Origin of the sequence: Alteraurantiacibacter aquimixticola (assembly GCF_004965515.1) — a bacterium.
GTDB classification, from domain to species: Bacteria; Pseudomonadota; Alphaproteobacteria; order Sphingomonadales; family Sphingomonadaceae; genus Alteraurantiacibacter; species Alteraurantiacibacter aquimixticola.
Window position 1 is genome coordinate 94,928 of record NZ_SSHH01000003.1, and the last position, 15,079, is coordinate 110,006.

7 protein-coding genes are annotated in these 15,079 nt (G+C 62.6%); all 7 read left to right on the plus strand.

The window, feature by feature from the left end; all coding sequences use genetic code 11:
- Nucleotides 1-21: 21 nt before the first annotated feature.
- The 7 genes from rpoB (at nucleotide 22) to E5222_RS11465 (ending at nucleotide 15,017) form a co-directional block, all read left to right on the plus strand.
- Nucleotides 22-4,188, plus strand: coding sequence for a DNA-directed RNA polymerase subunit beta (gene rpoB, locus E5222_RS11435; RefSeq protein WP_136693936.1), 4,167 nt, complete (start codon nucleotides 22-24; stop codon nucleotides 4,186-4,188).
- A 72-nt stretch (nucleotides 4,189-4,260) separates the two neighbouring features.
- Nucleotides 4,261-8,553 (plus strand): DNA-directed RNA polymerase subunit beta', encoded by a 4,293-nt coding sequence (gene rpoC / locus E5222_RS11440; RefSeq protein WP_136693937.1) that lies wholly within the window; start codon nucleotides 4,261-4,263, stop codon nucleotides 8,551-8,553.
- Between the two features lie 31 nt (nucleotides 8,554-8,584).
- Nucleotides 8,585-10,024 (plus strand): ATP-binding protein, encoded by a 1,440-nt coding sequence (locus E5222_RS11445; protein ID WP_211196146.1) that lies wholly within the window; start codon nucleotides 8,585-8,587, stop codon nucleotides 10,022-10,024.
- 5 nt (nucleotides 10,025-10,029) lie between these two features.
- On the plus strand, nucleotides 10,030-10,416 hold the full coding sequence (locus E5222_RS11450) for a hypothetical protein (RefSeq protein ID WP_136693938.1): 387 nt from the start codon (nucleotides 10,030-10,032) through the stop codon (nucleotides 10,414-10,416).
- Nucleotides 10,413-11,345: a tetratricopeptide repeat protein gene (locus tag E5222_RS11455; protein WP_136693939.1), complete on the plus strand. Its 933-nt coding sequence runs from the start codon at nucleotides 10,413-10,415 to the stop codon at nucleotides 11,343-11,345. The genes E5222_RS11450 and E5222_RS11455 overlap by 4 nt, the downstream gene beginning before the upstream one ends.
- Nucleotides 11,346-11,394: 49 nt before the next feature.
- Nucleotides 11,395-12,720, plus strand: a complete 1,326-nt coding sequence (gltX, locus tag E5222_RS11460; protein ID WP_136693940.1) for a glutamate--tRNA ligase — start codon at nucleotides 11,395-11,397, stop codon at nucleotides 12,718-12,720.
- A 119-nt stretch (nucleotides 12,721-12,839) separates the two neighbouring features.
- The gene (locus E5222_RS11465; RefSeq protein WP_136693941.1) at nucleotides 12,840-15,017 is read left to right on the plus strand and encodes a TonB-dependent receptor; all 2,178 of its coding nucleotides are present in this window, start codon (nucleotides 12,840-12,842) and stop codon (nucleotides 15,015-15,017) included.
- Nucleotides 15,018-15,079 lie beyond the last annotated feature (62 nt).

Genomic DNA, 15,079 nt, shown 5'->3' on the forward strand with positions numbered 1-15,079 from the left:
AGGCAAGAGGCATATTCCTCCATGGCGAAGAAGGCAGCTCCGGCAAACACCGGCACCAAGAAGAAGCGCATCCGCAGGATTTTCGGCGACATCCACGAAGTGGTGCAGATGCCGAACCTGATCGAGGTGCAGCGCGAGAGCTACGAACAGTTCCTGCGCTCCAACCGTGAGATCGATTATGTCTCCGGCCTCGAAAAGACGCTGCGCAGCGTGTTCCCGATCCGCGACTTCGCCGGCACTGCCGAGCTCGACTTCGTTCATTACGAGCTTGAGGACCCCAAATACGACACCACCGAGTGTCGCCAGCGCGGCATCACCTATGCCGCCCCGATGAAGGTCACGCTGCGCCTGATCGTGTTCGAGGTGGACCAGGAGACCGAGACCCGCTCCGTCCTCGATATCAAGGAGCAGGACGTTTACATGGGCGACATGCCGCTCATGACCGGGAACGGCACCTTCATTATCAACGGCACCGAGCGCGTGATCGTGTCGCAGATGCACCGTTCGCCGGGTGTGCTGTTCGACCATGACCGCGGCAAGACGCACTCCTCGGGCAAGTTCCTCTTCGCCGCCCGCGTGATTCCGTATCGCGGTTCGTGGCTCGATTTCGAATTCGACGCCAAGGACATCGTGAACGTCCGTATCGACCGCAAGCGCAAGCTGCCGGTCACCGCGCTGCTCTATGCGCTGGGCCTCGATTCCGAGGAAATCCTCGACTTCTTCTATGACAAGGTCACCTGGAAGCGCAGCAAGGACGGCTGGGAAATTCCCTTCGTCGCCGAAAGCTGGCGCGGTGCCAAGCCGGCCTTCCCGCTGGTGGACGCCAAGACGGGCGAGGAAGTCTTCCCCGCCGGCCAGAAGGTCTCCCCGCGCGCGGCCAACAAGGCGGCCAAGGACGGCCTCGAAACGCTGCTGATCCCGACCGAGGAAATCTTCGGCCGCTATGCCAGCGCCGACCTGATCGACGAGAAGACCGGCCGCATCTATATCGAGGCGGGCGAGGAAGTGTCGCCTGAGAACCTCGAGAAGCTCGATGCCGCGGGTATCGACCAGCTCGCGCTGCTCGACATCGACCATGTCACCACCGGCCCCTGGATCCGCAACACCATGCAGGCGGACAAGGCGGAGAACCGCGACGAGGGCCTGGAAGCGATCTACAAGGTCATGCGCCCCGGCGAACCGCCGACCAAGGAAACCGCCGAAGCGCTGTTCGAAGGCCTGTTCTTCGATGGCGAGCGCTACGACCTGTCCGCCGTTGGCCGCGTGAAGCTGAACATGCGCCTCGGCCTCGATGCCGAAGACACCGTCACCACCCTGCGCAAGGAAGATATCCTCGCCGTGGTGAAGGAACTTGTCGACCTGAAGGACGGCAAGGGCGAAGTCGACGACATCGACAACCTCGGCAACCGCCGTGTCCGCTCGGTGGGCGAGCTGCTAGAAAACCAGTACCGCGTCGGCCTGCTGCGCATGGAGCGTGCGGTGAAGGAACGCATGTCTTCCGTGGACGTGTCGACCGTGATGCCGAACGACCTGATCAATGCGAAGCCTGCCGTGGCCGCCGTGCGCGAGTTCTTCGGTTCCAGCCAGCTCTCGCAGTTCATGGACCAGACCAACCCGCTGTCGGAAGTCACCCACAAGCGCCGCGTTTCGGCGCTTGGCCCGGGCGGCCTTACCCGTGAGCGCGCCGGCTTCGAAGTCCGCGACGTTCACCCGACCCACTATGGTCGCATCTGCCCGATTGAGACGCCTGAAGGCCCGAATATCGGCCTGATCAACTCGCTGTCGACCTTCGCCCGCGTCAACAAGTACGGCTTCATCGAAACGCCGTATCGCCAAGTGAAGGACGGCAAGGTTTCGGGCGACGTGCAGTATCTCTCCGCCATGGAAGAGCAGAAGCACACGGTCGCGCAGGCTTCCGCCGATACCGATGATGACGGCAAGTTCGTCGAAGAGCTGATCTCTGCCCGCCAGAACGGCGAGTTCGTGATGAGCCCGTCCGACCAGGTCACGCTGATGGACGTTTCGCCCAAGCAGCTCGTCTCGGTCGCCGCATCGCTCATTCCGTTCCTGGAAAACGATGACGCCAACCGCGCGCTGATGGGCTCGAACATGCAGCGCCAGGCCGTGCCGCTCGTGAAGGCGGAAGCGCCCTGGGTCGGCACCGGCATGGAAGAGACCGTGGCCCGCGATTCGGGCGCGGCGATCTCCGCCACCCGCGGCGGCATCGTCGACCAGGTCGACGCCACGCGCATCGTGATCCGCGCTTCGGGCGAGGTCGATGCCGGCAATCCGGGCGTCGACATCTACACGTTGCAGAAGTTCCAGCGCTCCAACCAGAACACCTGCGTCAACCAGCGTCCGCTGGTGAAGGTGGGTGACGTGGTGGAACAGGGCGACATCATCGCCGACGGTCCCTCCACGGATCTGGGTGAACTGGCGCTGGGCAAGAACAGCCTCGTCGCCTTCATGCCCTGGAACGGCTACAACTATGAGGACTCCATCCTCATTTCCGAACGCATCGTGAAGGATGACGTCTTCACCTCGATCCATATCGAGGAATTCGAAGTCATGGCCCGCGACACGAAGCTCGGCCCGGAAGACATCACTCGCGACATCCCGAATGTCGGCGAGGAAGCCCTGCGCAACCTCGACGAGGCGGGCATCGTCTATATCGGCGCCGAGGTGCATCCGGGCGATATTCTGGCGGGCAAGATCACGCCCAAGGGCGAAAGCCCGATGACGCCGGAAGAAAAGCTCCTGCGCGCCATCTTCGGTGAAAAGGCCAGCGACGTGCGCGACACCTCGCTCCGCCTGCCGCCGGGCGTTGCCGGTACCGTCGTCGAAGTGCGCGTGTTCAACCGCCACGGCATCGAAATCGACGACCGTACCCGCGCCATCCAGAACGAGGAAATCGAACGCCTCAAGAAGGATAGCGAGGACGAGCGCAACATCCTCAACCGTGCGACCTACAACCGCCTGAAGGACATGCTGGTCGGCCAGACCGCTTCGGCTGCTCCCAAGGGTGTGAAGAAGGGCACGGTGATCGACGAGGCGCTGCTCGAGGACATCGAACGTCACGAGTGGTTCAAGTTCGCCGTTGCCGACGACAACATGCAGGCCCAGCTCGAAGCGGTGAAGAGCCAGTATGACGAGGCGATGAAGGCCATCAAGGACAAGTTCGAGGACCGCAAGGAGAAGCTCGAACGCGGTGACGAGCTTGCCCCGGGCGTGCTCAAGATGGTCAAGGTCTTCGTCGCGGTGAAGCGCAAGCTGCAGCCGGGCGACAAGATGGCCGGCCGCCACGGCAACAAGGGTGTGATTTCGCGCATCCTGCCGGTGGAGGACATGCCGTTCCTCGAGGATGGCACGCCGGTCGACATCGTGCTGAACCCGCTGGGCGTGCCTTCGCGCATGAATGTCGGGCAGATCTTCGAAACGCATCTGGGCTTCGCGGCGCGCGGTCTGGGCATGCAGATCGCAGAGCAGCTCGACGAATGGCGCGCGGCCAATCCGAACGCGGCAGCCGGCAAGCCGCCGGCAGCGCTGATGGACAAGCTCAAGACCGCCTATGGCGAAAGCTACTTCGACGACCTCGACAGCCGTTCGACCGACGAAGTGATCGAGCTGGCTGAAAACGTGCGCTACGGCGTGCCGATGGGCACCCCGGTGTTCGACGGCGCGAAGGAGCAGGACGTCACCGACATGCTGGTGAATGCCGGCTTTGCAAGCTCCGGCCAGTCCACGCTGTATGATGGCCGTACCGGCGAGGCGTTCGACCGCAAGGTGACCGTGGGCATCATCTACATGCTCAAGCTGCACCACCTGGTGGACGACAAGATCCACGCGCGTTCGATCGGCCCCTACTCGCTCGTCACCCAGCAGCCGCTGGGCGGCAAGGCGCAGTTCGGTGGCCAGCGCTTCGGCGAAATGGAGGTCTGGGCGCTGCAGGCATACGGCGCTGCCTATACCTTGCAGGAAATGCTGACGGTGAAGTCCGACGACGTGGTCGGCCGTACCAAGGTCTATGAAGCGATCGTCAAGGGCGACGACACGTTCGAGGCCGGCATTCCGGAGAGCTTCAACGTGCTCGTCAAGGAAATGCGCAGCCTCGGCCTCAATGTCGAACTCTCCTCGCTGGGAGATGAAGACGAGGACGAAGGCGACGCCACCCAGATCGCGGCCGAATAACAGGGAGCGGGCGGCCTGACGGTCGCCCACCCCCAGCTGCCCCCTGTTGAACCCCTAACGGGAATTCGAAAAATGAACGAACTGACCAAATTCACCAACCAGCTCTCCAAGCCGGAGACGTTCGACCAGATCCAGATCGGCATCGCTTCGCCTGAGCGCATCCGTTCGTGGTCCTTCGGTGAGATCAAGAAGCCCGAGACGATCAACTATCGTACCTTCAAGCCGGAGCGCGATGGCCTGTTCTGCGCCCGCATCTTCGGCCCGGTGAAGGATTACGAGTGCCTGTGCGGCAAGTACAAGCGCATGAAGTACAAGGGCGTCGTCTGCGAAAAGTGCGGCGTCGAAGTGACCGTGACCAAGGTCCGCCGCGAGCGCATGGGCCATATCGAACTGGCCGCGCCCGTCGCGCATATCTGGTTCCTGAAGTCGCTGCCTTCGCGCATCGGCCTGCTGCTCGACATGCAGTTGAAGCAGCTCGAGCGCGTGCTCTATTTCGAGAGCTATGTGGTGATCGAGCCCGGCCTGACGCCGCTGGAGAAGTTCCAGCTGCTGACCGAGGACGAGCTGCTCGAAGCGCAGGACGAATATGGCGAAGACGCCTTCTCCGCAGGCATTGGTGCCGAAGCGGTGAAGATCATGCTGATGGATCTCGACCTCGAGCAGGAGCGCGAGGATCTGATGGAAGAGCTCGCGACCACCAAGTCCGCGCTCAAGCCGAAGAAGATCATCAAGCGCCTCAAGGTCGTCGAAAGCTTCATCGATTCGGGCAACCGTCCCGAATGGATGATCCTCGAAGTCGTACCGGTCATTCCGCCGGAACTGCGCCCGCTGGTCCCGCTGGACGGCGGCCGTTTCGCGACGTCCGATCTCAACGATCTCTATCGCCGCGTCATCAACCGTAACAACCGCCTGAAGCGCCTGATGGAGCTGCGCGCGCCGGACATCATCGTCCGCAACGAAAAGCGCATGCTGCAGGAAGCTGTTGACGCGCTGTTCGACAATGGCCGCCGCGGCCGCGTGATCACGGGTGCCAACAAGCGCCCGCTGAAGTCGCTGTCCGACATGCTGAAGGGCAAGCAGGGCCGCTTCCGCCAGAACCTCCTGGGTAAGCGCGTCGACTATTCGGGCCGTTCGGTCATCGTCACCGGTCCGGAACTCAAGCTGCACCAGTGCGGCCTGCCGAAGAAGATGGCGCTCGAACTGTTCAAGCCGTTCATCTACGCCCGCCTCGACGCCAAGGGTCTGTCCATGACCCTGAAGCAGGCGAAGAAGTGGGTCGAGAAGGAACGCAAGGAAGTCTGGGACATCCTTGACGAGGTGATCCGCGAGCACCCGGTGATGCTGAACCGCGCACCGACGCTCCACCGCCTCGGCATCCAGGCTTTCGAGCCCGTGCTGATCGAAGGCAAGGCGATCCAGCTGCACCCGCTGGTCTGCTCCGCCTTCAACGCCGACTTCGACGGTGACCAGATGGCCGTGCACGTCCCGCTGAGCCTCGAGGCGCAGCTGGAAGCGCGCGTGCTGATGATGTCCACCAACAACATCCTCAGCCCCGCCAACGGCAAGCCGATCATCGTGCCTTCGCAGGACATGGTGCTGGGTCTCTACTACCTCTCCATGGACCGCGAAGGCGAGCCGGGCGAGGGCAAGGTGCTGGCCGATATCGACGAGGTGCATCAGGCGCTGCATGTCGGCTCGGTCACGCTGCACTCGAAGATCCACACCCGCGTCCCGCAGACGGACGAGGCCGGCAACGAGTACATGAAGCGCGTCGAAACGACGCCGGGCCGCATGCTGATCGGCGAATGCCTGCCGAAGAGCCACACGGTCCCGTTCGCGGTCATCAACAAGCTGCTGACCAAGAAGGAAATCGGCGACGTTATCGACCAGGTCTATCGCCACACCGGCCAGAAGGACACGGTGCTGTTCGCCGACGCCATCATGGCGCTGGGCTTCCGCCACGCGTGCAAGGCCGGCATTTCCTTCGGCAAGGATGACATGATCATCCCGCACGAAAAGGAAGGCCTGATCGAGGAAACGAAGGCGCTGGTTGCCGATTACGAGCAGCAGTACCAGGACGGCTTCATCACCCAGCAGGAAAAGTACAACAAGGTGATCGACGCCTGGAGCCGCTGCGGCGACCAGGTGGCGAATGCCATGATGGACAAGATCAAGGCCACGCCGAAGGACGACGACGGTCGCGAGGCGCAGGTCAACTCGATCTACATGATGAGCCACTCCGGCGCCCGTGGTAGCCCCGCGCAGATGAAGCAGCTGGCCGGCATGCGCGGCCTGATGGCCAAGCCGTCGGGCGAGATCATCGAAACGCCGATCATCTCGAACTTCAAGGAAGGCCTGACCGTCCTTGAATACTTCAACTCGACCCACGGCGCCCGTAAGGGCCTGGCCGACACCGCGCTCAAGACGGCAAACTCGGGTTACCTGACCCGCCGTCTGGTCGACGTGTCGCAGGACTGCGTGATCGTGGACGAGGACTGCAAGACCGACAATGCGCTGGAGATGCGTGCCATCATCCAGGGCGGTTCTGTCATCGCATCTTTGGGCGAGCGTATCCTGGGCCGCACGCTGGCCGAGGATATCATCAACGCTTCGACCGGCGAAGTGATCGTCAAGGCCGGCACGCTGGTGGACGAACCGATGGTCAAGGCGATCGAGGAAGCCGAAACGCAGGTCGCCAAGATCCGCAGCCCGCTGGTCTGCGAAGCCGAGCAGGGCGTTTGCGCGACCTGCTATGGCCGTGACCTTGCACGCGGTACGCCGGTGAATATCGGTGAGGCCGTGGGCGTGATCGCCGCGCAGTCGATCGGTGAGCCCGGCACGCAGCTGACCATGCGTACCTTCCATATCGGCGGTGCCGCCCAGCTGAACGAAACCAGCCATCTGGAATCGATCTCTGACGGCAAGGTCGTCTATCGCGACATGCCGACCATCGTCGACAAGAAGGGCCGCATCCTGTCGCTCGCCCGCAATGGCGAGATGGTGGTGGTCGACGCGGAAGGCCGCGAACGCGCCATCCACCGCGTGCCGTACGGTACCGTGCTGATGAACAAGGACGGTGCGAAGGTGAAGGAAGGCGATCGCCTGGCCGAATGGGATCCGTTCACCCTGCCGATCATCACCGAACAGTCGGGCGTGGTGCGCTACCAGGATCTTGTCGAAGGCAAGACGCTGGAAGAGCGTGTGGACGAAGCCACCGGCATCGCCCAGCGCGTTGTGACCGAATATCGCGCCACCAGCCGTTCGAAGAAGGAGGATCTGCGTCCGCGCATGACCCTGCTGAACGAAGCTGGCGACGAGTCCGAAGCGGCACGTTACATGCTGGCGCCGGGCACCACGCTGTCGGTCGAGGACGGACAGGAAGTGGCCGCCGGCGACATCCTGGCACGTGCCTCTCGCGAAGCTGCCAAGACGCGCGACATCACCGGCGGTCTGCCGCGTGTTGCCGAGCTGTTCGAAGCGCGCATCCCGAAGGACAATGCGGTCATCGCCAAGATCAGCGGCAAGATCGAGTTCGTTCGCGACTACAAGGCCAAGCGCAAGATCGCGATCATCCCGGAAGAGGGTGATCCGGTGGAGTACCTGATCCCCAAGACCAAGGTGATCGACGTGCAGGAAGGCGACTTCGTGAAGAAGGGTGATACCCTGATTTCCGGCTCGCCCAACCCGCATGACATCCTGGACGTGCTGGGCGTGGAAGCGCTGGCCGAATATCTCTGCACCGAGATCCAGGAAGTCTATCGACTGCAGGGCGTGAAGATCAACGACAAGCACATCGAGGTGATCGTTCGCCAGATGCTGCAGAAGGTCGAGATCACCGATGGCGGCGACACCACGCTGCTGCCGGGCGAACAGGTCGATCGCGCCGAGATGGACGAGTACAATTCCAAGCTCGGCAAGGGCAAGCAGCCCGCAAGCGGTACGCCCATCCTGCTCGGCATCACCAAGGCGTCCTTGCAGACCCGCAGCTTCATCTCTGCCGCTTCGTTCCAGGAAACCACCCGCGTGCTGACGCAGGCGGCGGTCGAAGGGAAGAAGGACACGCTGATCGGCCTGAAGGAAAACGTGATCGTGGGCCGCCTCATCCCCGCCGGTACCGGCGCGGGCATGAACCGCATCCGCGTCACCGCTTCCAGCCGCGACGCTGCCCTGCGTGCACAGTACAAGAAGGCGCAGGACGCGATCGAAGCAGCGGCCGAGGCAGCGGCTCCGGTCAAAGCTCCGGTCGAGGAAGAAGCACCGGCCGATGCCGTGCCGAGCGAAGCGGCGATGGCTGCGGCCATGGGCGGCGCTGCCGCTCCCGCCGAAGCGCCCGAAGCAGAAGCTGAAGAGGGCGGCGAGGAGTAAGCTCCTTACCGCCAGCCACGGCTGACACGAATTGGCCCCGCCGGAGCGAACCCTCCGGCGGGGCTTTCGTTTTCTACCCTTGCCCAGTGCCCCGCGCTCACGCATATCAAAAGCCATGAGCAATCCAGCACTTGATGCGATATTGACTGCCCATGCCGCCAGCGGGGACGCGCGCATGCTTGTGCCCGCTCTGGATGTCTGCGCTGGCGAGGAAGACATATCCCGCGTGCTCGACCTGGCAGAAGAGACTTCACAAGACAGCCTGTCCGATGCGGAGTCGGTGCGGTTGGCGCGTGCTGCGCTGGAGGCTGGTCGTCCGCAATTGGCCCTGCGTTTTTCAGCGGGCCTGCCCGAAGCCATGCCAAGCGAGGTGGGCGCGCTGCTTTACATGGGCGTATTGGACGAGGCGGAATCTCGCTATCGTGAGGTGGTGGCGGAAAATCCGGCGCTGGAACAGCCGGAATTGCTGGAGCGCTTGATGGTCGCGCGCAATGACGCCGGCGAAGAAAGCAATGTGGTGCAGCTCGCCACAACGCGAAGCCATGCCCCCGCCCGCGGCCCGACTTCGAATGCCGAATTGGACAATGCGCGGCTTTCCTTCACCGATGCGGCTAGCGTTACGTTCAAGGACGTTGGCGGGCACAAGATCGTCAAGAAACAGATCGACCGCCGGATTATCGCCCCTTTCCGCAAGCCTGCCCTTTTTTCGCGCTTTCGTCGCAAGTCGGGCGGCGGTGTCATGCTCTATGGTCCGCCCGGTTGTGGCAAGACCTTGCTCGCCCGCGCCACGGCTGGCGAATGTGAGGCGCGTTTCATCAACGTGCCGGTCACTGATGTGCTCGACAAGTTCATTGGCGAACCCGAGCGGAAGCTGGCAGCCATTTTCGAAGATGCGCGTCGGGAAACGCCAACCGTGCTGTTCTTTGACGAGATAGAGGCGCTGGCGTCCAAGCGCGGCACTTCCAGCTCGAATCATGAGATGGCGATCGTCTCCACCTTCCTCTCAGAGATGGATGGCTTTGCGCAGAACAATGAGGGCGTGCTGATTCTGGCGGCGACCAACATGCCTTGGGGCGTAGACCCGGCGTTTCGCCGCTCGGGTCGGTTCGATCGCATGCTGTTTGTACCTCCGCCCGACAAGGTGGCGCGCGCCGAAATCCTGCGTCTGCAACTGGATGGAAGGCCTGGAGCGGGAACGCTCGATTTGAATGCTATTGCCGCCAAGACGTCGGGCTTTTCCGGCGCGGATATCCAGAACCTTGTCGACACGGCGGCCGATTTCGCAATCGAGGAATCGATTGATGCAGGAGGAGAGGTGCCCATCTCCAAAGCCCATTTTGCAGAAGCGCTGGAAGAGGTGAAGGCCACCACGTTCGAATGGCTCACTACGGCCCGAAATTTTGCGAAATATGGCAATAGTGGGGGCCAATATGACGAGATTGCCGAATTCGTCGCCAAGCATGGAAAGTGACATCCATGCGTGATGACGGGCGATACCGGATTAACGATGAAGCTGCGCGCTTGCCCGTTCCCGGTACACAGCTACTGATCTTCCTTTCCCTGCCGCTGACAGTCTACTTGTGCCTCCGATACGCGGTGTTGTTCGCCTTCATTCCTGGTGCCATTGGTCTACTTATCGGCGGGCGGCATCGCTGGTTCGATCCGCTGATGGGTGTATTGACGTTCCTGCTGAACATTTTCGGCAATTTCGTGATCGTCACGACCGTCGAACTTGGGTTGGAGCACGTCCTGCTGTTGTTCTATTTGACTGATTTGATAATCGCGATCGTGTTTCTGCCGCTGTTCTATTCTGTCTGGCAGCAACAGCGTACAGTGCAATTGCGCGAAGCGATGGCGCTATGAGTGAGGCCTTGTGGAATGCCATGGCGCGGGCCCAGGAACTCACTCGCCGCAGTGCGTATGGCGCGGCGATTGAGGCTTGGCGCGATGTGCTGACCGAAGATCCGATGATTGCTGATGCCCATGCTGGCCTTGCGCAATGCCTGATACAGGAACACCGCATGATAGGAGCAAGAGCAGAGGCGACCCGTGCGCTGGAGCTGGATGCCGAAAACACGCTGGCAATGATGGCTCTGGCGCTATGCGATTTCTTCGAAAACCGCCGCAAGAGCGCGCTCAGCCGGCTGGGCGAGGTGCTGGCGATCAATCCGCGCGATGTGGATGCCTTGCAGATGAAGTCGCAATTCTTGCGTGATCGCGGGGATTGGCAGGCGGCCGATGATGCCATCAGCGAAGCGCTGGAGATATCGCCGGGCAACCGCGCATCCTTGCTGGAAAAGGCGCGGGTTAGTCATTCGCGCGGTCGGCTTGATGCAGCAGAGCAGCAAGCGCGCACGCTGGTGGCCGAGGATCCCCGGGACGTTGGCGCGCTGGTGCTACTGGGTGAGATTTGCCGTGATCGCGGGAACGTGGATGAGGCGTATCGCCTGGTCATGTCTGCCCTTTCTATCGATGCCAATAATGCCGAGGCGCTTGATCTGATGGGCGGAGTGAAGCTCTCCCGCAATCTTATCGGCGGGATCTATTGGCACATTGCGCGCTTCCTGCGCCGGCTGGGCAATCGCTGGTTGTTGTGGTTCGCCTGGGGCCTGTGGTTGGGATATATGATGGTGCTTTCCACCATGGGTTATTTCGAAGCGTCGGAACTTGTACGTTGGCTGTTTGTCGCTGCTTATCTGGCGTTTGCTCTCGGCATTTACGCCAATCGCTTGCTGGTTGACCGGATCGTTCGCAAGGAACTGCAGCAATTCCGCATGAGCAGTGACTACTGATCCAGCTCGCTGCTCGCCATCGCCGTGTCAGCGCGCTAAAGGCCCCGTCATGACCACCACCCGCTTTGCTCCCTCGCCCACGGGGCGCCTCCATGTCGGCAATATCCGCACGGCGCTGCATAACTGGATGCTGGCGAAGAAGGCGGGCGGGCGCTTCCTGCTGAGGATCGACGATACCGATGCGGAGCGGTCGAAGGAGGAATATGTCGAGGCGATCCGCGCCGACCTTGCCTGGCTTGGCCTCGATCCCGATGGCGAGGAGCGGCAGTCGCAGCGGCTGGCGCTATATGAAGACGCGTTCGAAAAGCTGAAGGCGGAAGGCCGCGTCTACCCCGCCTATGAGACTGTGCAGGAGCTCGATCTCAAGCGCAAGATCCAGCTGGGGCGCGGCCTCCCGCCGATCTATGATCGCGCCGCGCTCGCCCTGACCGATGCGGAGCGGGCCGCCAAGGAAGCCGAGGGCATCACACCGCACTGGCGCTTCAAGCTCGATCAAGACGAGCCGATCACATGGGAAGACGGTGTTCGCGGACCGCAGAAGTTCGATCCTGCACAGCTCTCCGACCCGGTCATTCGCCGCGCCGACGGGTCATGGCTCTACATGCTGCCGAGCGCGGTGGACGACATCGATATGGGCGTGACCGATGTGCTGCGCGGTGAAGACCATGTCTCCAACACTGCCGTTCAAATTCAAATGTTTACCGCACTTCATGCTGCACCTCCGGCGTTCGCGCATGAGGCGCTGCTGGTGGGCCGCGAAGGCAAGCTGTCCAAGCGGCTCGGCTCGCTCGGCTGCGATGCCTTTCGCGAGCAGGGGATCGAACCGCAGGCCCTTGTCGCCATGCTGGCGCGGCTGGGCACATCGCTGCCGGTCGAAGCGATTGCGGACCGGCAGGTGCTGGTCGACAGCTTCGACCTTTCAACCTTCGGCCGCGCGCCCGCACGTTTCGACGATGACGAGCTGGCGCGGGTGAACACGGCACTGCTGCACGCCATGCCCTTTGAAGAGGTCGCAGGCCGCCTGCCCGAAGGAATGGACGAAGCCGCCTGGGAGGCGATCCGCCCCAATATCGAAACGCTCGCCGATGTGGGCGAATGGTGGACCATCGTCACCGGCCCTATCGATGCGCCCGCATTGGAGGCAGAGGACAAGGCCTATTGCGCGCAGGCTGCCGAAGAGCTGGCCCGGACGGGCGATGACTGGAAGGCGCTGACCTCTGCGTTGAAGGAGAGCACGGGCCGCAAGGGGAAGCCGCTTTTCCTGCCATTGCGACAGGCGCTGACCGGCATGGATCACGGGCCCGACATGGCCAGCCTGCTCCCGCTGATCGGGGCCGCAGAAGCCAAGGCCCGGCTGGAACGCGCCGCCGCCTGATCCCGCGGGGCGTTCGCTAAAAACGACAATTGGTGACATTTACCCCCTTTCGCAGTTGCGAAAAGCTCGCTAGGCGGGCAAATGTTATACCATTACATAGTTGCGGAGTGCACTGTTTCATGATCCGTCGTCCCCTCGCCACCCTGCTGGCCGGCACTGCCTTGTCCTGTCTTCCCGCAGCTCCCCTTCTTGCGCAGGAGCAGGACGAGGGTGCCGTACCCCATGTGCATGACCCGCATGACGAGGAAGACGTGATCGTAGTCACCGCAGGCGGGCTGGAGCGGCTCGACATGCTCGCCGGCACCTCGGTGGTGACCGATGCGCAGCTGCAACGGAACATGGCGGGTCAGGTGGGCGAGGTGCTGGAAAGCCTGCCCGGCGTTTCCGCCACCGGCTTTGCCCCCGGCGCCTCGCGCCCCGTCCTGCGCGGCTTCCAGGGTGAGCGCGTGCGCGTGCTGGTCGACGGCATCGGCAGCATCGATGCTTCCAACACCAGCGCCGACCATGCCGTGACTATCGACCCGCTTACCGCCGAGAGCATCGAGGTGCTCCGCGGCCCCGCCGTGCTGCTCTACGGCTCGAGCGCGATCGGCGGCGCGGTGAATGTGATCGACCGGCGTATCCCGCATCGCATTCCCATCGATGGCCTCCGCTTCGATGGCGTGGTCTCCGGCGATACCGCTACCGACCTGCGCGAAGTGGGCGCATCGCTCGATGTCGGCCTCGGCCGCAATTTCGCATGGCATGTCGATGGCTCCTTCCGCGAGACGGACGACCTTGAGATCGCCGGTTTCACGCTCTCCGATGAACTGCGCGCCGACCTGCTGGCCGACGCGGCCGAGGAATTCGAGGAAGGGCATGAGGAAGAAGCCGATGAACTGATCGAGGCGGCCAACCTTTCCGGCATCGTTCCCAACAGTGCCAGCGAGACGCTCTCGCTCGGCACGGGCCTCACCTGGTTTTCGGGCCTCAATTCGATCGGCGTGTCCGTCTCCTATTACGACACCGATTACGGTATCCCCATCGCGCCCGGCATGGGTCATGCCCATGGTGAGGAAGAGGAGGATCACGACGAGGAGGAGCATGAGGAGGAAGAAGGTCACGACCATGGCGAGGAGCCGGTCACCATCGGCCTCGAGCAATTCCGCGCCGATCTGCGCGGCGAGTTCCACCTCGGCGAAGGCTTCTTCCATGACCTCGTCACACGCTGGGGTTATTCGGATTACACCCACACCGAATTCGAAGGTGACGAAGTCGGCACGGTGTTCGACGTCGAAGGCGTCGAGGGCCGTGTCGAACTGATCCAGAGCGAGCAGAACCTTGGCGGTGGCACCACGCTGCGCGGCTCCCTTGGCGGGCAGTTCTTCTATCGCGATTTCGTTGCGACAGGGGCCGAAGCCTTCGTGCCGCCCAACAGCACCGAGCAATATGCGCTCTTCACCTTGCAGGAAGTGCGCGCCGGGCCGTTCGAGGCGGAAATGGGCGCGCGCTGGGAAAACACGACGCAAGAGGCCGATACGATCGCGGTCAGCCGCAGCTTCGACACGTTTTCGGGGGCGTTGGGCCTCTCCTACAGCTTCGATTCCGGAATTCGCGCAGGCGTCAACTTCAGCAGGGCCGAACGTGCGCCCTCGGCTGAAGAGCTGTTCGCCGACGGTCCGCATATCGCCACCAGCCAGTATGAGCTGGGCGATCCTGACCTTGGCACCGAAGCGGCCTGGGGCGTGGAGGGCTATGTCCGTGCTTCCATCGGCGGGGCGGACATGCGCCTTGCCGTCTATCGCAACTGGTTCGACAATTTCATCTACCTGTTCGATACCGGGCTGGAAGAGGACGGGCTGGCGCTCACCCAATATTTGCAGCAGGATGCCGACTGGTTTGGCGTGGAGGGAGAGGCGAGCGTGCCGCTCTTCTCAACCGGCAATGGCGTGCTGGTGGGTGATGTGGGCGGCTCCTATATCCGCGCGACGCTGGACGATGGCTCCCCCGTGCCGCGCATCCCGCCGCTCAGCCTTACCGGCGCGCTGGAATGGCAGGGGGAGAAGCTGGACCTGCGCAGCGAGGTCGAATGGTACGATGCGCAGGACCGCACCGCGCCCAACGAAACCGCCACCGATGGCTTTGCCCATGTGAACCTCTCCGCCAATTTCCGCCCCTTCGGCGACGAACGGCTGAGCGTGTTGCTGCAGGCGGACAATATCTTCGATGCCGAAGGCCGCCGCCATGCGAGCTACACCAAGGACTTCGTCCCGCTGGCAGGGCGGAACTTCAAGGTGAGCGTGCGCACGCGTTTTTGAGTTTGCGCAGGCCCATCCGGGCCGCATCCTCGGTGCAATTCCCTTCGCTACGCTGCGGGGCA

Excerpts from the sequence above, each read along its gene's own strand:
- rpoC (WP_136693937.1), top strand. The coding sequence starts at position 4,261 with ATGAACGAACTGACCAAATTCACCAACCAGCTCTCCAAGCCGGAGACG.
- E5222_RS11465 (WP_136693941.1), top strand. The coding sequence starts at position 12,840 with ATGATCCGTCGTCCCCTCGCCACCCTGCTGGCCGGCACTGCCTTGTCC.
- gltX (WP_136693940.1), top strand. The coding sequence starts at position 11,395 with ATGACCACCACCCGCTTTGCTCCCTCGCCCACGGGGCGCCTCCATGTC.
- rpoB (WP_136693936.1), top strand. The coding sequence starts at position 22 with ATGGCGAAGAAGGCAGCTCCGGCAAACACCGGCACCAAGAAGAAGCGC.
- E5222_RS11455 (WP_136693939.1), top strand. The coding sequence starts at position 10,413 with ATGAGTGAGGCCTTGTGGAATGCCATGGCGCGGGCCCAGGAACTCACT.
- E5222_RS11450 (WP_136693938.1), top strand. The coding sequence starts at position 10,030 with ATGCGTGATGACGGGCGATACCGGATTAACGATGAAGCTGCGCGCTTG.